Source organism: Micromonospora sp. WMMA2032, from assembly GCF_002688545.1.
GTDB lineage: Bacteria > Actinomycetota > Actinomycetes > Mycobacteriales > Micromonosporaceae > Micromonospora > Micromonospora sediminicola.
Map to the genome: position 1 here is coordinate 5,374,072 of NZ_CP024052.1, position 17,115 is coordinate 5,391,186.

At 74.5% G+C, this 17,115-nt stretch carries 12 protein-coding genes; 11 read left to right on the plus strand and 1 reads right to left on the minus strand.

From position 1 onward, the window contains the following. Window positions 1–116: 116 nt before the first annotated feature. The 7 genes from CO540_RS24965 to prfA all read left to right on the plus strand — a co-directional run bounded on the left by CO540_RS24965 (window position 117) and on the right by prfA (window position 10,943). Window positions 117–938, plus strand: coding sequence for a polysaccharide deacetylase family protein (locus tag CO540_RS24965; protein WP_099163859.1), 822 nt, complete (start codon window positions 117–119; stop codon window positions 936–938). A 9-nt stretch (window positions 939–947) separates the two neighbouring features. Further along, entirely contained in the window at window positions 948–2,192 is a 1,245-nt protein-coding gene (locus CO540_RS24970; protein ID WP_099163860.1) for an MFS transporter, read from the plus strand. 63 nt (window positions 2,193–2,255) lie between these two features. Continuing rightward, window positions 2,256–3,158: a homoserine kinase gene (thrB, locus tag CO540_RS24975; RefSeq protein ID WP_099163861.1), complete on the plus strand. Its 903-nt coding sequence runs from the start codon at window positions 2,256–2,258 to the stop codon at window positions 3,156–3,158. A gap of 340 nt (window positions 3,159–3,498) precedes the next feature. After that, window positions 3,499–5,622 carry a transcription termination factor Rho gene (rho, locus tag CO540_RS24980; protein WP_099163862.1) on the plus strand — a complete coding sequence of 708 codons (2,124 nt, stop codon included), beginning with the start codon at window positions 3,499–3,501 and terminating at the stop codon, window positions 5,620–5,622. A gap of 139 nt (window positions 5,623–5,761) precedes the next feature. Further along, window positions 5,762–9,199 carry a phosphodiester glycosidase family protein gene (locus CO540_RS24985; RefSeq protein ID WP_099163863.1) on the plus strand — a complete coding sequence of 1,146 codons (3,438 nt, stop codon included), beginning with the start codon at window positions 5,762–5,764 and terminating at the stop codon, window positions 9,197–9,199. Between the two features lie 340 nt (window positions 9,200–9,539). Further along, entirely contained in the window at window positions 9,540–9,764 is a 225-nt protein-coding gene (gene rpmE / locus CO540_RS24990) for a 50S ribosomal protein L31 (protein WP_013288272.1), read from the plus strand. 90 nt (window positions 9,765–9,854) lie between these two features. Continuing rightward, on the plus strand, window positions 9,855–10,943 hold the full coding sequence (prfA, locus tag CO540_RS24995) for a peptide chain release factor 1 (protein WP_099163864.1): 1,089 nt from the start codon (window positions 9,855–9,857) through the stop codon (window positions 10,941–10,943). Between the two features lie 67 nt (window positions 10,944–11,010). On the opposite strand, the gene CO540_RS25000 is transcribed toward prfA, so the two are convergent. Then, window positions 11,011–12,564, minus strand: a complete 1,554-nt coding sequence (locus tag CO540_RS25000) for a diguanylate cyclase (RefSeq protein WP_091571201.1) — start codon at window positions 12,562–12,564, stop codon at window positions 11,011–11,013. A 73-nt stretch (window positions 12,565–12,637) separates the two neighbouring features. On the opposite strand from CO540_RS25000, the gene prmC reads away from it, so the two are divergent. The 4 genes from prmC to CO540_RS25020 all read left to right on the plus strand — a co-directional run bounded on the left by prmC (window position 12,638) and on the right by CO540_RS25020 (window position 17,065). After that, window positions 12,638–13,585 carry a peptide chain release factor N(5)-glutamine methyltransferase gene (prmC, locus tag CO540_RS25005; RefSeq protein WP_172967931.1) on the plus strand — a complete coding sequence of 316 codons (948 nt, stop codon included), beginning with the start codon at window positions 12,638–12,640 and terminating at the stop codon, window positions 13,583–13,585. Then, window positions 13,585–14,229 carry an L-threonylcarbamoyladenylate synthase gene (locus CO540_RS25010; RefSeq protein WP_099163866.1) on the plus strand — a complete coding sequence of 215 codons (645 nt, stop codon included), beginning with the start codon at window positions 13,585–13,587 and terminating at the stop codon, window positions 14,227–14,229. Before prmC ends, CO540_RS25010 begins: the two co-directional genes overlap by 1 nt. Then, window positions 14,230–14,841, plus strand: coding sequence for a phosphotyrosine protein phosphatase (locus CO540_RS25015; RefSeq protein WP_099163867.1), 612 nt, complete (start codon window positions 14,230–14,232; stop codon window positions 14,839–14,841). A 112-nt stretch (window positions 14,842–14,953) separates the two neighbouring features. After that, the gene (locus CO540_RS25020; protein ID WP_099163868.1) at window positions 14,954–17,065 is read left to right on the plus strand and encodes a transglycosylase domain-containing protein; all 2,112 of its coding nucleotides are present in this window, start codon (window positions 14,954–14,956) and stop codon (window positions 17,063–17,065) included. Window positions 17,066–17,115: the final 50 nt, after the last annotated feature.

Genomic DNA, 17,115 nt, shown 5'->3' on the forward strand with positions numbered 1-17,115 from the left:
GACGCCTCCTGGACGAGCGGGGGCCCTTCCACGCGTGTGCCCGCGCGGGGCACATGGTGAGCCACCTCGGACGGTACGCTCAGTGAGCTGGTGCCTACTCGGGGTGCGGGGGCGTGATGGTCGACGGCGGGGGCCGGTGGGGTCGGCGCACGCTGCTGCGCCGGTCCGCGCTGCTGCTCGGCGGAGCCGCGCTCGGCTCCGCCGCCACGCTGGAGAGCGCCCGGGTGGCCGACCGCCGGCTGCCGCTCGCGGGCGGCCCGGCCAGTGCCACCCTGGGTAACCGCCGGCAGGACGTCGGCTCGGGCGGGGTGCAGGTCGTCTGGGGCGTCCGCACCGACACGCCCCTGGTCGCGCTGACGTTCGACGACGGGCCGCGCCCACAGTGGACGCCGATGGTGCTGGACACGTTGGCCGAGCACCGGGTGCCGGCCACGTTCTTCCTGGTGGGCGAGCGGGCCCGGCGGCACGCCGCGCTGGTGCGGGGGCGGATGGGCGGGCACGAGGTGGGCAACCACAGCTGGGCCCACCACGACCTCGCCCGGATGGACGCCACCAAGGCCCACGACGACCTGAGCCGCAGCCACGACGCGATCACGGCGGCCACCGGGGCGGCTCCCCGGCTGCTCCGTCCGCCCTGGGGGCACCTGGGCGGGTCGGTGCTGCACGCGGCCGCGCGGCTGGACTACCGGCTGGTGCTCTGGACGCTCCAGATGGTCGAGAGCGAGTTCCCGCACGACCCGGCCGGGCACGCCCGGCGGATCGTCGCCGACATCCGGCCCGGCACCATCCTGCTCGGCCACGACGTCGGTGACGAGCGGCGGTTGGTCGCCCTCCGCGGCCTGCCCGACATGATCACCGGGCTGAAGGCCCGGGGCTACACCTTCGTCACCGTCTCCGACCTGCTGCGTCACGCTGCCGGTCCGGGGGCGGCCCGATAGGGTGCCGGCGTGTCGCCCACCCTCTCGGTCCTCGTCCGCAACCGCGACTTCCGCAACCTGTTCCTCGCCGAGTTGGTGGTGTTCGGCGCGGACTGGTTCGTCATGGTGCCGTTGCTGGTGCTGCTGCCGCAGCTGACCGGCAGCGGCGTCTGGGGCGCGCTGGTGCTGGCGGTGGACACCGGCACCACCGCGCTGCTGCTCCCGTACGCCGGCACCGTGGCCGACCGGTTCGACCGCCGCAAGGTCATGATGGTGGCCAACCTGGCCGCGCTCGCCGGCATCCTGCTGCTGCTCGGCGTCCGTGACGCCGGGACGGCCTGGCTGGCGCTGGTGTCGATCGCGATCGTGGCGGTGGCCAAGGCGTTCTACTCGCCGGCCGCCCAGGCGGCCCTGCCCAACGTGCTCGATCCGGCGGACCTGGCGGCCGGCAACGCGGTCGCCGGCTCGGCCTGGGGCACGATGACGGTGGTCGGCGCCTCGCTCGGCGGCATCCTGAGCGCCGCTGCCGGCGCGTACGCCAGCTTCTGGGTGGCCGCCGCGGCGCTGGCCGGGGCGGCGGGCCTGGCGGCGTTGATCCGTCGGCCGCTCCAGGCGCCCCGCGACCCGGCGGCGACAGTGCCGCGCACCTGGGCGGCGATCCGCGAGGCGCTGGGCTACATCGCGCACCGGCCGCGCGTGCTCGCGCTGGTCACGGTGAAGTCGGCGGTCGGTCTGGGCAACGGCGTGCTGACCGTCTTCCCGCTGCTGGCCGGCGTCTACGGGGTCGGGGCGGTCGGCGCGGGCCTGCTCTTCGCCGCCCGGGGCGCCGGCGCGCTGGTCGGCCCGATCCTGATGCGCCGGGTGCTCAGCAACCGGGCCTGGCTGCTCACCGGCCTGGCGCTGTCGATGTCGCTGTACGGCCTGGCCTACCTGGGCGCCTCGGCGGTGTCCTGGTTCCCGCTGGTCCTGGTCCTGGTCTTTCTCGCCCACCTCGGCGGCGGCAGCAACTGGGTGTTGTCCAACTACGCCCTGCAGGGCGAGGTGCCGGACCGGCTGCGGGGCCGGGTCTTCGCCACCGACATGATGCTGGCGACGCTGGCCATCGCGGTCAGCCAGCTGGTGGTGGCGCTGGTCGTGGACCGGGTGGACGAGCGGACCGTGCTGGCCGGCTGCGGCCTGGTGACCGTCGTCTACGCGATCGGCTGGCGGTTCGCGACGCGTCGCCTCTCGCTCGCCGACCCGGTGCCGGCGCAGGCGCCGGGCGGCGCCGGGTGACCCGTGGGTCCCACGCTGCGGGCGATCCGGCCGGCTGTCGGTGGCACGCCCTAGCATGAGCCGGTGCCGACCACTCTCACCTCCGGCCCGGTCCGGGTCCGGGTGCCCGCGACCAGCGCCAATCTCGGCCCCGGGTTCGACGCGCTCGGGCTGGCGCTCGGTCGCTACGACGACGTCACCGCCGAGGTGACCGACGGCGGCGTGCGGGTGGCGGTCACCGGCGAGGGCGCCGGTGAGTTGCCGGCGGACGAGCGGCACCTGGTGGTGACCGCCATGCGGGCCGCCTTCGACGTGCTCGGCGCGCAGCCGGCCGGCCTGGCGCTGGAGTGCGTCAACCGGATCCCGCAGGCCCGTGGCCTCGGCTCGTCCTCGGCCGCCATCGTGGCCGGGGTGCTGGCGGCCCGCGCGCTGGTGGCCGACGGCGGGCAGCGGCTCGGTGACGACGCGGCGCTGCGGCTGGCGGCGGAGCTGGAGGGGCACCCCGACAACGTCGCGCCGTGCCTGCTCGGCGGCTTCACCATCGCCTGGACGGAGCCGTCCGGCGCCCGGGCGGTCTCGCTGCCGGTGGCGTCGGCCGTCCGCCCGACCGTCTTCGTGCCCGCCGAGCGGGGCCTGACCGCGGAGGCCCGGGCCGCGCTGCCGACCACCGTGCCGCACGCCGACGCGGCGTCCAACGCGGGTCGGGCGGCCCTGCTGGTGCACGCGCTGACCGCCGACCCGGCCCTGCTGCTGCCGGCCACCGTCGACCGCCTGCACCAGGACCAGCGGGCGCCGGGGATGCCGGCCACCGCCACGCTGGTGAGCGCGCTGCGTGGGGCGGGTGTGGCGGCCGTGGTCAGTGGGGCCGGTCCGACCGTGCTGGCGTTGTCCGAGGTCCCGGCGGGATTCGACCCGGGAACACAATGGCGCCGCTGGGAGTTGCCGATAGATGTCAGCGGGGCCCGGGTTTCCCGGGGTAGACTTTGACACGCCGAGCGGGACCCTGTTGCCGCAGGTCGGAAGAGTTGATTACGCTCTAGACCGAGCACAGCCGCGAAGCATGCGATCTTCCTGCGGTTCGGCGCACCCCCGAAGCTCTCGGCGGTCAGCCCGTCACCCCTGCCCAAGGCCCACGCCGCACCGCAGTTTCCACAGGTCGCCGCAGACGGCGAGACCTGCTCACCGATGGTTGGTGAGTCGGGAAACCGACCGGCTGCTGTGTTACAGACTCCCGCGACGCGTCCTTGCGAGGCGGGTGCACCGAGGCCGCCCGGCCACCTGGTTCCACGACTCCGGGCAGCCCCGGCCTATCGAGGGAAGGAATCCATTGAGCGACACCACCGACGTGACGTCGGATGTTTCCAACGTCGCTGGCGATGCCACCACCGCCGCCCCCACGCGTCGTCGGCGTAGCGGCACCGGCCTGTCGGCGATGCTGCTGCCGGAGCTCCAGAGCCTGGCCGCGTCGCTCGGCATCTCCGGTACGGCTCGCATGCGCAAGGGCGAGCTGATCAGTGCCATCACCGAGCGGCAGGGCGGCGCCGCCGCCGGAACCCCTCGACCGCGGGCCGAGGTCGCGGCCGCGGCCGCTCCCGCCCGCGAGGAGGTGCACGCCGAGGTCCGTGAGGAGCGGGCCGAGGCGCGTCCCACCGAGCAGGCGCCCACCGCCGAGGCGACCGAGGGCCGTACCCGTGGCCGTCGCAGCCGGGCCACCGCCGCCACCGCCGAGACGCGGCCGGCCGAGACGCGCGCCGAGGAGGCTCCCGCCGTCGAGACCGGCGAGCGGGCCGAGCGCGGCGAGCGTGGTGACCGGGCGGATCGTGGTGACCGGGCCGAGCGTGGTGAGCGCAACGACGGCCGGGGCCGCGAGCGCAACGGCGAGCGGGCCGACCGCAACGAGCGGGCCGACCGCAACGAGCGGGCCGACCGCACCGAGCGGGCCGACCGGGGCGAGCGAACCGACCGGGGCGAGCGCAACGACCGGGGCGACCGCGGCGACCGGGGCGAGCGGGCCGAGCGCAACGACCGGGGCGAGCGCGGCGACCGGGGCGAGCGCGGCGACCGCAATGACCGGGGCGAGCGCAACGACCGGGGCGAGCGCGCCGACCGCAACGACCGTGACCGCAACGACCGCAACGACCGCGGTGACCGTAACGACCGGGGCCAGCGCGCCGAGCGGGGCGACGACGGTGACGACGACGGCGAGGGCGGCGGCCGGCGGGGCCGGCGCAGCCGGTTCCGGGACCGTCGACGCGGCCGTGGCGAGCGGGGCGAGGTCGGCGACAACGGCGGCGGCCGCGAGCCGCAGGTCGGTGAGGACGACGTGCTCGTCCCGGTTGCCGGCATCATCGACGTGCTCGACAACTACGCCTTCGTCCGGACCACCGGCTACCTGGCCGGTCCGAACGACGTGTACGTCTCGATGTCCCAGATCAAGAAGTACGGCCTGCGCCGCGGTGACGCCATCACCGGCGCCGTGCGGGCCGCGCGGGACGGCGAGCAGCGGCGCGACAAGTACAACCCGCTGGTCCGGCTGGACACCATCAACGGCATGGAGCCGGACGAGGCGAAGCGCCGGCCGGAGTTCTACAAGCTCACCCCGCTCTACCCGCAGGAGCGACTGCGGCTGGAGACCGAGCCGCACATCCTGACCACCCGGGTGATCGACCTGGTCATGCCGATCGGCAAGGGCCAGCGTGCGCTCATCGTGTCGCCGCCGAAGGCCGGTAAGACGATGGTGCTGCAGGCGATCGCGAACGCGATCACCCGCAACAACCCGGAGTGCCACCTGATGGTGGTGCTGGTCGACGAGCGGCCGGAAGAGGTCACCGACATGCAGCGGTCGGTGAAGGGCGAGGTCATCGCGGCCACGTTCGACCGTCCGCCGCAGGACCACACCACCGTGGCGGAGCTGGCGATCGAGCGGGCGAAGCGCCTGGTCGAGCTGGGGCACGACGTGGTCGTGCTGCTCGACTCGGTGACCCGGCTCGGCCGGTCGTACAACCTGGCGGCGCCGGCCAGCGGTCGGATCATGTCGGGTGGTATCGACTCCACCGCGCTCTACCCGCCGAAGCGCTTCCTCGGCGCCGCCCGCAACATCGAGAACGGCGGCTCGCTGACCATCCTCGCCACCGCGCTGGTGGAGACCGGGTCCATGGCGGACACGGTCATCTTCGAGGAGTTCAAGGGCACCGGCAACGCCGAGCTGAAGCTGGACCGGAAGATCGCCGACAAGCGGGTCTTCCCGGCGATCGACATCAACCCCTCCGGTACGCGCAAGGAGGAGGTCCTGCTCGCGCCGGAGGAGCTGGCGATCATCCACAAGCTCCGCAAGGTGCTGCACTCGCTGGACTCGCAGGCGGCGCTCGACCTCCTGCTGGACCGGCTCAAGCAGTCCCGCACCAACATCGAGTTCCTGATGCAGATCGCGAAGTCCACTCCGGGCGAGTGACCTGACGGATCCGACGACGAGGGGCACGGCCGACGGCCGTGCCCCTCGTTCGCGTACCGGCCCCGACGGCGTGAAGTTTTTCTACGGTTAAGCCGTCAGGTATTGAAACTTCTGTTCACGGTCGGGTTGACTGTCGTCCATGCGAATCCGCAGACGATCCGCCCGTTTCGCCGGCGTCCTGCTGCTGACGCCCCTGCTCACGCTCACCGCGCCGGTGTCACCGCCCGCTGCCGTGGCCGCGCCGCCGGTGTCCACTTCGGCCGAGGACGCTCCGGCGGCCTCCTCCCGTCCCGATTCCGCGGTCGCGTTGGCCGGCGTGGAACCGGCCGGCGGGCTGGAGACCACGAAGACCACCCGGCCGGTCGCGCCCGGCCTCGACCTGACCTCCTTCGACCGGTACGACGCGGCCGGCTGGCTACGCGCCGACGCGCTCACCGCGGACCTGTCCGGCGGGCTGACCGTCGACTACGTGAACTCCGGCGCGGTGACCCGGGACGAGCCGCTGCGCGCCGCGGTGGACCGCTCCCGGGCGGTGGCGGCGGTGAACGGCGACTTCTTCGACATCAACAACTCGGGCGCGGCGCAGGGCGTCGGCATCCGCTCCGGTGAGCTGGTGCAGTCGCCGATCGCCGGGCACTCGAACGCCGTGGGAATCAGCGCCCAGGGCATCGGCCGGGTCGTCCAGGTCGGCTTCGAGGGCACCGCCGCGCTGCCCACCGGCCCGGTGTCGCTGACCCAGTTCAACAACATGGTGCAGCGCGACGGCGTGGGCGTCTTCACCCCGCTCTGGGGCTCGTACCCCCGGCAGCGCGCGGTGGACGGCGCGGCGCGGGTGGTCGAGGTGACGCTGACCGGCGGCCGGGTGGCCGCCGTGGCCTCCGCGGCGGGGGAGGGCCCGATCCCGGCCGGCAGCACCGTGCTGCTCGGCCGGGAGGCCGGCGCCGACGCGCTCGCCGCGCTGCGCCCCGGCGACGCGGTGGACCTGTCCTGGCGTCCGCGCTCCTCCGACGGCGGCGACCTGCGGGCCGCCGTGGGCGGTGGCAGCGTGCTGGTCCGCGACGGCGTGGTGCAGACCGTCGCCGACCAGTCGCTGGCCCCGCGTACCTCGGTGGGCTTCTCCGCCGACGGCCGAAAGATGATCATGCTGACGGTGGACGGGCGGCAGGTGGACAGCCGCGGCGTCACCCAGACCGAGATGGGCCGGATGATGGCCGAGCTGGGCGCGGCGAACGCGCTCAACCTCGACGGCGGCGGCTCCTCCACCCTGCTGGCCCGCGAGCCGGGCGCGCCGGCGGTCCAGGTGGAGAACAGCCCGTCCGACGGCAGCGAGCGCCCGGTGCCGAACGGCCTGGCCGTCTACGCGCCGAAGGGCAGCGGCCGGCTCACCGGCTACTGGCTGGAGACCGCCAGCGACCCGACCGCCGCGCCGGGCGTCGCCCCGGTGCGGGGCGGTCGGCCGGACCGCGTCTTCCCCGGCCTCACCCGCCGACTCACCGCCGCCGGCTACGACGAGACGTACGGCCCGGCCGCCGGCGAGCCGCGCTGGCGCGCCACCCACGGCCGGGTCGACGGCGACGGCGTGTTCCGGGCCACCGTCCCCGGCCGGAGCACCGTCACCGCCTCCCGGGGCCGGGCCCGGGGCACGATCGAGCTGACCGTGCTCGGCCCGCTGGAGCGGATCGACGGCACCGTCGACCGGGTCGGGCTGGACCGGGCCGGCGACACCGGCCTGTTCGGCGTGGTCGGCTACGACGCCGAGGGGAACACCGCGCCGATCGAGCCCGGCGACCTGACGCTGGAGTACGACCACGACCTGCTCTCGATCACGCCCACGAGCGACGGCAACCTGGCCGTGAAGGCGCTCGGCGGGTCCGGCTCGGCGCTGGTCACCGCCCGCGTCGGCGCGCGCAGCACGGTGCTGCCGGTGACCGTCGGGCTGACCGACGTGCCGGTGGCCGGCTTCGACGACGCCGCATCCTGGAAGTTCAGCCAGGCCCGCGCCTCCGGGTCGGTCGCTCCGGCCGAGGGGCACACCGGCACCGGCCTGCGGATGTCGTACGACTTCAGCCAGTCGACCGGCACCCGGGCCGCGTACGCCGACCCGCCGGCCTGGATCGACGTGCCCGGTCAGCCGCAGGCGTTCGGGATGTGGATCAAGGCCAACGGCACCGGGGAGTGGCCGAGCCTGCACCTGCACGACGCGCAGGACACCCAGTTCGTGCTCCGCGGCCCCTACCTGGACTGGACCGGCTGGAAGTACGTCGAGTTCGCGGTGCCGCCCGGGGTGCAGTACCCGGTGCGGGTGCGCCGGTTCTACGTGGCCGAGACCGACCCGGCCGAGCAGTACCGCAGCGAGGTGGTCATCGACGACCTGGTGGCCCGGGTGCCGCCGGACGTGCAGGCGCCGCCGGAGCCGAACCGGACCGACCGGGTGGTGCTGCGCGACGGCACGGTGGACGGCGCGCCCTGGCGCTTCGCGGTGCTCTCCGACGCCCAGTTCGTCGCCGCCGACCCGGACAGCGAGCTGGTCGCCCAGGCCCGCCGCACGCTGCGCGAGGTCCGCGCCGCCCGACCGGACTTCCTGATCATCGATGGCGACTTCGTGGACACCGCGTACCCGGCGGACTTCGCGTTGGCCAAGCGGATCCTGGACGAGGAGCTGGGCGGCCAGGTGCCCTACTACTACGTGCCGGGCAACCACGAGATCATGGGCGCGCCGATCGACAACTTCCGGAGCGTCTTCGGGGACACCTCGCGCGTCTTCGACCACGCCGGGACCCGTTTCGTCACCCTGTCCACGGCGACCGGGTCGCTGCGCGGGGGCGGGTTCGACCAGGTGGAGCTGCTGCGCCGGACGCTCGACGCGGCGGCCGCCGACCGGTCGGTCGGCTCGGTCGCGGTGTTCTTCCACCACCCGCCGCGTGATCCCAGCCCGGCCAAGGCCAGCCAGCTCGGCGACCGGAAGGAGGCCGCCCTGGTCGAGCAGTGGCTGGCCGACTTCCAGCACCGCACCGGCAAGGGCGCGCTGGTGGTGAACGGGCACGTCGGCACGTTCCACGCCGACCGGGTGGACGGGGTGCCGTACGTGATCAACGGCAACGCGGGCAAGGATCCCTCCACCCCGGCCGGCCTCGGCGGTTTCACCGGCTGGACCGAGTTCGGGGTGGACCCGGTGACGCCCCGGGAGGCCGAACGGGCCCGCCGGGACCCGCTGGCGGAGGGGCCGCGGTGGGTGGCGGCGGAGACGCACGCCCACGTCGACCGGCTCGACCTGACCGCGCCCGCCGAGGTGCGGGTGGGGACCCCGGCGGCCGTCGCCGCCACGCTCACCCAGCCCGGCGGCCGGCAGGTGCCGGTGGCCGCGCCGGTCAGCGCGGACTGGTCCGGCTCGCCGAACCTGCACATCGGCAGCGCGGCGGGCGTCCGTCCCTGGCACGCCGCCCGCTTCGACCCGGTGACCGGCAAGCTGACCGCGCTGCGCCCCGGCGTCCAGGTCCAGCTGAGGGTGACGGTGAACGGAGTGAAGGCCGAGGCGCAGGTGACCACCGTCGCCGCGGTCCGGGCCCCCGCGGCCTGACCCCAGGGCCGGGGCTCCTCGACCTGGGGGAGGAGCCCCGGCACCGGCTCGTCGATCATGAAGTTGGCCGGGACAAAAGCGACAGGAAACGCGGCCAACTTCATGATCGACCGGCTCGGCGCGGGTGGGTTGGGGCGGGTCGGGGGCGTGGGCGGAGTGGGGGCGGGAATGCGGTGGGGCGGGCGGGCGTTGTGGCAGCCGGACCTGCTGTGTCGAGTGGGCGACGCCCATGGCACACTGGTCAATCGGCCACCGGTTCCGGTTCACGCCCGAGCCCGTCGCGGACGACGGGGAGCACCGACGGCGACCCGGCGACCACCGACGAAAGGACCGAGGCGACATGAAGCCCAACATCCACCCGGAGTACGTGACCACCGAGGTCCGCTGCTCCTGCGGCAACACGTTCACGACCCGCAGCACCGCCAAGGGCGGCGCCATCAGCGTCGAGACCTGCAGCGCCTGCCACCCGTTCTACACCGGTAAGCAGCGCGTGCTGGACACCGCCGGTCGGGTCGCGAAGTTCCAGCAGAAGTACGCCAAGGTTCAGGCCAAGAAGGCCAAGTAGCTCCGTCGACGACGCCCGTGTCCGGCTCCGTGCCGGGCGCGGGCGTTCGTCCGTTTTTCGCCCGGCGTCTTCCGAAGGAGCATCCGCAGCATGAGCAGTGAGCGCCTGGCCGCCCTCCTCGACGAGTACGCCGAGCTGGAGAAGCGGCTCGCCGACCCGGCCATCCACGCCGACCAGGGCGCCGCCCGGCGGGTCGGCCGCCGGTACGCCGAGCTGGTGCCGCTGCACAAGGCGGCCGGCGAACTGGAGCAGGCTCGGGCCGACCTGGCCGCGGCCCGTGAGCTGGCCGCCGAGGACGCGGCCTTCGCCGCCGAGGCGGAGACCATCGCGGCCTCGCTGCCGGCGTTGGAGGAGCGGCTGGCGGAGCTGCTCATCCCGCGCGACCCGCACGACGCCAAGGACGTGATCGTCGAGATCAAGGCCGGCGAGGGCGGCGAGGAGTCCGCGCTGTTCGCCGGTGACCTGCTGCGGATGTACACCCGCTACGCCGAGCGGCGCGGCTGGGTCACCGAGGTGATCGACGCCCAGGACTCCGACCTCGGCGGCGTCAAGGACGTCTCGCTGGCGATCAAGACCAAGGGTGTGCCGGACGGCGGCAACGGCGTCTGGTCCCGGCTCAAGTGGGAGGGCGGCGTGCACCGGGTGCAGCGGGTCCCGGTCACCGAGTCGCAGGGCCGGATCCACACCAGCGCCGCCGGCGTCCTGGTGCTGCCCGAGGCGGAGGACGTCGACGTCACCATCGACCCGAACGAGCTGCGGATCGACGTGTTCCGCTCGTCCGGCCCCGGTGGCCAGTCGGTCAACACCACGGACTCGGCGGTCCGGATCACCCACGTGCCGACCGGCATCGTGGTGTCCTGCCAGAACGAGAAGTCGCAGCTGCAGAACCGGGAGCAGGCCATGCGGATCCTGCGCGCCCGGCTGCTCGCCGCGGCCCAGGAGCAGGCCGACGCGGCGGCCTCCGACGCGCGCAAGGCGCAGGTCCGCACCGTGGACCGGTCGGAGCGGATCCGCACCTACAACTTCCCGCAGAACCGGATCACCGACCACCGGATCGGCTACACCGCGTACAACCTCGACCTGGCGTTGGCCGGCGAGCTGGACGGGGTGCTCGACGCGCTGGCCGAGGCGGACCGCGCGGCCCGGCTGGCCGGCGAGACCGAGCTGTCCCGCCGCTGACCGCCGGGGCGTTAAGCGGGGGCCCCTCCTCTACCGGAGGCGTTAACAGGGGGCCCTTCCTTACCGCTCAGCTCGCGCGGAGCCGGTCCTTGGCGCGCAGCATCGCCCGGTCGGCCAGCTCGAACGCGGTGCCGAGCGCCTCGCGGACGCTGACCGTGGTGCTGCCGTCGACCTCGGCGAAGCCGATCGTCACGCCGACCGGGGTGCCCGGGACCAGCGACTCCCAGTCCTCGGTGCGGACGGCCGCCTCGATCCGCCGCGCCACCTCGACCGCCTCCGCCATGCCGGTGTCCGGGAGCACCACGACGAACTCGTCGCCGCCGTAGCGGGCGACGAAGTCGCCCCGCCGCATCACCCGGTTGATCACGCCGGCGATCCGTTGCAGCACCAGGTCGCCGGAGTGGTGGCCGTGCCGGGTGTTGACCGCCTTGAACCCGTCGAGGTCGCACACGCCGATCACCACCCGCTCGCCCCGGGACACCACCGCGCCGAGGTAGCGCTCCAACCGCCGCCGGTTGGGCAGGCCGGTGAGCGGGTCGGTGAGGGCCTCGCCCTCGTACCGGGCCGCCTCGCGGCGCATCTCCTCGTGGTCGATCCGGGCGGCGATGCCGTCGATGTAGACGTCCCGCAGGCGGTCGCTGCGCCGCGCGGCCAGCCGGAACGCGTGCCGGTCGGCCCGGTGTGCGCCGGCGTGGTCGCCGGCCCGGGCCAGCGCGACGCTGCGCAGCCGGGGCGCCTCGGCCGCGCCCAGCGTCTCGTCGGAGACCCGCAGCGCGTCCAGTCGGGTGACCGCCTCGATCGGCCGGCCGGCGGCGACCGCCAGGCAGACCTGGCCGAGCTGGCGCAGGTCGCGGGCGCGGGCGCTGTCGCCGCCGTGGCCGAGCAGGCGGTTCGGGTCGGCGTCCCCGGCCGACTCCACCCGGTCGCCGAGCGCGGCCCGCCGGGCGGCGGCGTAGCCGTAGGCGGCGAGGCTGCTGGGGCGCAGGTTGCCGGCCCGCCCGCCGCGCAGGAACCGGGCCAGGTCGCCGGCCACGTCGCGGAGCACCCGCAGGCAGCCGTCGCTGTCGCCGTTGTGGTCCAGGGCCACCGCGTTGCGCAGCCGGATCCCCGGCGCGGCGAACGTCTCCTCCGGGATGCCCGCGCTCAGCCCGACCTCGCGGGCCCGCTCGATCGCGCCGAGGGCGTGGCCGTGGAAGCTGAGGTACGAGTACGCCATCGCCAGGTCGTGCCAGCCCCAGGCGGTGTCCCGGTCCGGGGTGTCGTCGGCGCCCAGCGCCCGGGCGGCCCGGACCAGGTGCATGACGCACCGGTCGAGCGCGCCCTGGTGGTGGGCGGCGAGCGCGGCGAGGGCGTTGAGGTGCCCGTGCAGGTAGGGCTCGGCGAGATCCCGCACGGCGGCGGAGGCGTCCTCGATCGCGCGGGTGAACTCGGCCGTCCGACCGAGATTGATCAGCGCGGAGAGGCGTTGCACCAACGCGTCGGCGCGCGCGTACGGGTCGTCGGTGGTGCGGATCACCCGGTCGAGCAGGACGCAGGCCTCCGCCGAGCGGCTGACCTCCTGCAACGCCCGGGCACGTCGGAGGGCGTCAACCTGGTCCTCGACCTGGTCGAGCCAGCCCACTCGCGACCTCCCTGCCGTGTGCGCCCGGACGCACCCGCTCGTGAGGTGACCCGCGACGCTTCATGATTATTGCGTGAGCACACTCCCGCAACACCCGTCCGAAGGGACAGAACGCGAACGGGCCTCGCTGGTGGTGGCCCGGGTCGCCCGGGCGCTGGCCGCGGCCGGGGTCGAGGCGCCCCGCGCGGAGGCCGAACAGTTGGCCGCGTACGTGCTGGCGGTGCCGCGCGGCCGGCTGGCGCTGGCCGACGGGTTCGGTCCGGCCCAGCGGGACCGCCTGGACGCGCTGGTCGCCCGGCGGGTGGCCCGGGAGCCGTTGCAGCACCTGGTCGGCGCGGCCGGGTTCCGGCACCTGGAGCTGGCGGTCGGGCCGGGGGTGTTCGTGCCCCGGCCGGAGACCGAGCTGCTCGCCGGTTGGGGGATCGACCGCGCCCGCCGGCTCGCCGCGCCGCTCGTGGTGGACCTGTGCAGCGGCTCCGGCGCGATCGCCCTCGCGGTGGCGCAGGAGGTGCCGGCGGCCCGGGTGGTGGCGGTGGAACGGTCCCCGGCCGCGCTGGCCTGGCTGCGCCGCAACGCCGCCGCCCGCGCCGGGGCGGGGGACCGGCCGATCGAGGTGGTGGTCGCCGACGTCACCGACCCGGAGCTGCTGGCCGACCTGGCGGGCCGGGTCGACGTGCTGCTCTGCAATCCGCCGTACGTGCCCCGGTCGGTGGTGGTGCCGCCGGAGGTGGCCGGTCACGACCCGGACGAGGCGGTGTTCGGCGGCGCGGACGGGCTGGACGTGATCCGCCCGGTGGTGGCCCGGGCCGCGACGCTGCTGCGACCGGGTGGCGCGATCGGCGTCGAGCACGACGACACGCACGCCGCGGCGGTGCCGGCGCTGCTCGCCGGCGACGGCCGCTACGAGCGCGTGGCGGAGCACCGGGACCTGGCCGGGCGGCCCCGCTGGGCGACGGCGTCCCGCCGGGCGGACGGCCGACACGCCGACCCCGGCGCGGCGTGGCAGACTGACTCCTCGTGATGCTCTACGACTGTCGGTCGCCCGCCGACCGGGACCGCGGCATCGCCGCTGCCATCGAGGCGGTCAAGAACGGGGAACTGGTCGTCCTGCCGACCGACACGGTCTACGGGATCGGGGCGGACGCCTTCACCCCGTACGCGGTGAAGGCGCTGGCGGACACCAAGGGCGGCGCCCGGCAGGCGCCGCCGGTGCTGATCGGCTCCCGGCACACGCTCGACGGCCTGGTGTTCTCGCTGCCGCAGGCGGCCCGCGACCTGGTCGAGGCGTTCTGGCCGGGCGCGCTGACGATCGTGGTGGAGCACTCGCCGAGCCTGGCCTGGGACCTGGGCGACACCAGCGGCACGGTGGCGGTGCGGATGCCGCTGCACCCGGTCGCGCTGGAGGTGCTGCGGGAGACCGGGCCGATGGCGGTGGCCTCGGCCAACAAGATCGGCCAGCCCGCCGCGCTCACCGCGGAGGAGGCCCGCGACCAGCTCGGCTACGGCGTGCGGGCCTACCTGGAGGCCGGGCCGGCGGTGGACCCGGTGCCGAGCACCATCGTCGACCTGACCGGCGAGGTGCCGCGGGTGCTGCGGCAGGGCGCGGTGACGCTGCCCAAGCTGCGCGACGTGGTGCCGGGCATCCTCGACGAGCGGGGGCTCTGAGTGCCGCCCTTCACCGTCCTGCACGTCTGCATGGGCAACATCTGCCGTTCCCCGATGGCCGAGCGGCTGCTGCTGCTCGCGGTCCGGGAGCGGCTGGGCCGCCTCGACGTCGACCCGGCCGGTTCGGACGCGCTGGTGCACAGCCACAGCGCCGGCACCGGTGGCTGGCACGCGGGTGAGGAGATGAACCCGCCCGCCGCCCGGCAGGTGACGGCGCGCGGCGGTGACGTGGCCGGGTTCGCCGCGCGCCGGCTCCGCTCGGACCTCATCGACGCCGCCGACCTGGTGCTCACCGCCACCGCCGACCAGCAGGAGTACGTGGTGGCGCTGCGTCCGGACGCCGCCGGGCGCACGTTCGTGCTGGGTGAGTTCGGCCGGCTGCTCGGCGGCCTCGAGCGCTCCGCCCTGCCGCCCGCCGAGCCGACCCCGGATGCCGTGCACGCCCGCGGGGTGGCGCTGGTGGCGGCGGTCGACGCGCTCCGCCGGGGCGCCGCCGCGCTGCCCACCGACGATCTGGACGACCCGTGGGGTCGGGGTGACCAGTGCTTCAGCCGGGTGGCCGACGAGATCGAGGAGACGGTCCAGCCGCTCGCCGCCGCGCTGCTGCCCTGACGTTCATCCTTTCTCGCGAACTTCCTGCGCATTTCGCCGAAGATGGCGGTGAAAGCGGCGATTCCGGTCATTCTTGACGGGTCCGTACGGCCGGCTCCTGCGGGGAGAGCTGATGAACCGGGCCCATCTCGACAAGCTGTTCACCGTTCTGCTCGCCGGCGTGCTCGCCGGACTGGCCCTGGCCGCCGCGGCGCTGCCGGCCGCGCTGGTCCTCGGGTTGGGCGTGAAGAACCTGATGCCGTACACCACGCTGCCGGAGGCGCTCAAGGCGCCGCAGCCGGCGCAGCGATCCAACCTCTACGCCAACGACGGCCAGACGCTGATCACGTCGTTCTACGTCGAGGACCGGGTGGACGTGCCGGTCGGCGAGGTGGCGTCGGTGATGCGGGACGCCATCGTGGCCGCCGAGGACGTGCGCTTCTACGAGCACCACGGCGTCGACGTGCGCGGCGTGGTGCGGGCGTTCACGGCCAACCGCCGGGAGGGCACCCGGCAGGGCGCCTCCACGCTGACCATGCAGTACGTGCGCAACGCGCTGGCCGGTGACCCCCGGCTGACCGAGGAGCAGCGGGCCGCGGCCACCGAGATCACCGTCGGCCGCAAGATCCGCGAGATGCGGTACGCGCTGACGTTGGAACGGCAGGTCGGCAAGGACGAGATCCTGGGGCGGTACCTGAACATCGCGTACTTCGGCGCGGGCGCGTACGGCATCGCCGCCGCCAGCAAGCGCTACTTCTCCACCACCCCGGACCGGCTCACGCTGGCCCAGGCCGCGCTGCTCGCCGGGCTGGTCCGCTCGCCGGCGAGCGACGACCCGATCAACGGTGACGCCGACGCGGCGGTGGCCCGCCGGGCGTACGTGCTGGACCGGATGGTGGAGACCGGCCGGGTGAGCGCGGCGGACGCCGCCGCGGCGAAGGCGACGGAACTGGCCCTCGACCCCAAGAGCACCCCGAACGACTGCGCCGCCGTGCCGGCCGGGCACAACGACTGGGGCTTCTTCTGCGACTGGTTCACCCAGTGGTGGAACGCCCAGCCGGCGTTCGGCAAGACCGTTGACGAACGCCAGCGCACGCTGCGCCGGGGCGGGTGGTCCATCGTGTCCTCGCTCGACCCGGACGTGCAGGGCAAGACCAGCGAGCAGGTACGCGCGATCTACCCGGAGACGATCCAGCGCGCCGCCCCCACCGCGGTGGTGCAGCCGGGCACCGGACGGGTCCTGGCCCTGGCGGTCAACCGCACCTACGGCGTGGCCGAGAACCCGGCCGGGCAGCAGAACTACCCGAACACGGTCAACCAGCTGGTGGCCGGCGGCGGTGGCATCACCGGCTACCAGGCCGGTTCGACGTTCAAGCTGTTCGCGCTGCTGGCCGCGCTGGAGTCCGGGCTGCCGCTGGACACCGAGTTCGACGCCCCCCGGGTCTACGTCACGAAGTACCCGATCGACGGCGGTCCGGCCAGCTGCGGCGGCCGGTGGTGCCCGGAGAACGCCAACACCTACTGGATGGACGGCGACCGGGACATGTGGGACGCGTTCGGTCGCTCGGTCAACACCTACTTCGCCTGGCTGACCGAGCGGGTCGGCGCGGACCGGGTGGTCGAGATGGCCGAGCGGCTGGGCATCGTGTTCCGCGCCCCCGAGGACGCGCGGATGGCCCGCGACGGGGCGAAGAACTGGGGGCCGTTCACGCTCGGCGTCTCCGCCACCACGCCGCTGGACCTGGCCAACGCGTACGCCACGGTGGCCGCCGAGGGCACCTGGTGCCGGCCCACCCCGGTCACCTCCATCACCGACCCGTCCGGCCGCAAGGTGGCCGCCGGGAACACCGACTGCCGGCAGGTGCTGGACACCGAGGTCGCCCGCGCGGCGGCCGACGCCAGCCGCTGCCCGGTCGGCGACCAGTCGATGTACCGCAAGTGCGACGGGGGCACGGCCGAGGAACTGGCCCCCGGCCTGCGCCGCCCGCTCGCCGGCAAGACCGGCAGTTCGGAGCGGAACGCCACCGAGACGGTCGTCGCGTTCACCCCGCAGCTCTCCGTGGCGACCATCGCCGCCAACCCGGACGACCCCCGGGACGCGGTCGGCGGCGGCGTGCAGAAGCGGCAGATCGCCGCCGTCGGCCGCATCCTCGCCTGGGCCCTGCGAGACCAGCCGGTCGAGGACTTCGTCCCCCCGGGCCAGCCCGTCGCGTTCGAACACACCAGCCCTCGCACCGGCAACTGACCCGACCCACCTTGCTGATCTTGCAGTTGCGGCCCGGGCGAAAGCGGCAC

Bases quoted from the DNA above. Each gene is read 5' to 3' on its own strand.
- CO540_RS24965 (WP_099163859.1), top strand. From the start codon at position 117: ATGGTCGACGGCGGGGGCCGGTGGGGTCGGCGCACGCTGCTGCGCCGG.
- CO540_RS24985 (WP_099163863.1), top strand. From the start codon at position 5,762: ATGCGAATCCGCAGACGATCCGCCCGTTTCGCCGGCGTCCTGCTGCTG.
- rpmE (WP_013288272.1), top strand. From the start codon at position 9,540: ATGAAGCCCAACATCCACCCGGAGTACGTGACCACCGAGGTCCGCTGC.
- prfA (WP_099163864.1), top strand. From the start codon at position 9,855: ATGAGCAGTGAGCGCCTGGCCGCCCTCCTCGACGAGTACGCCGAGCTG.
- CO540_RS25010 (WP_099163866.1), top strand. From the start codon at position 13,585: ATGCTCTACGACTGTCGGTCGCCCGCCGACCGGGACCGCGGCATCGCC.
- CO540_RS25020 (WP_099163868.1), top strand. From the start codon at position 14,954: ATGAACCGGGCCCATCTCGACAAGCTGTTCACCGTTCTGCTCGCCGGC.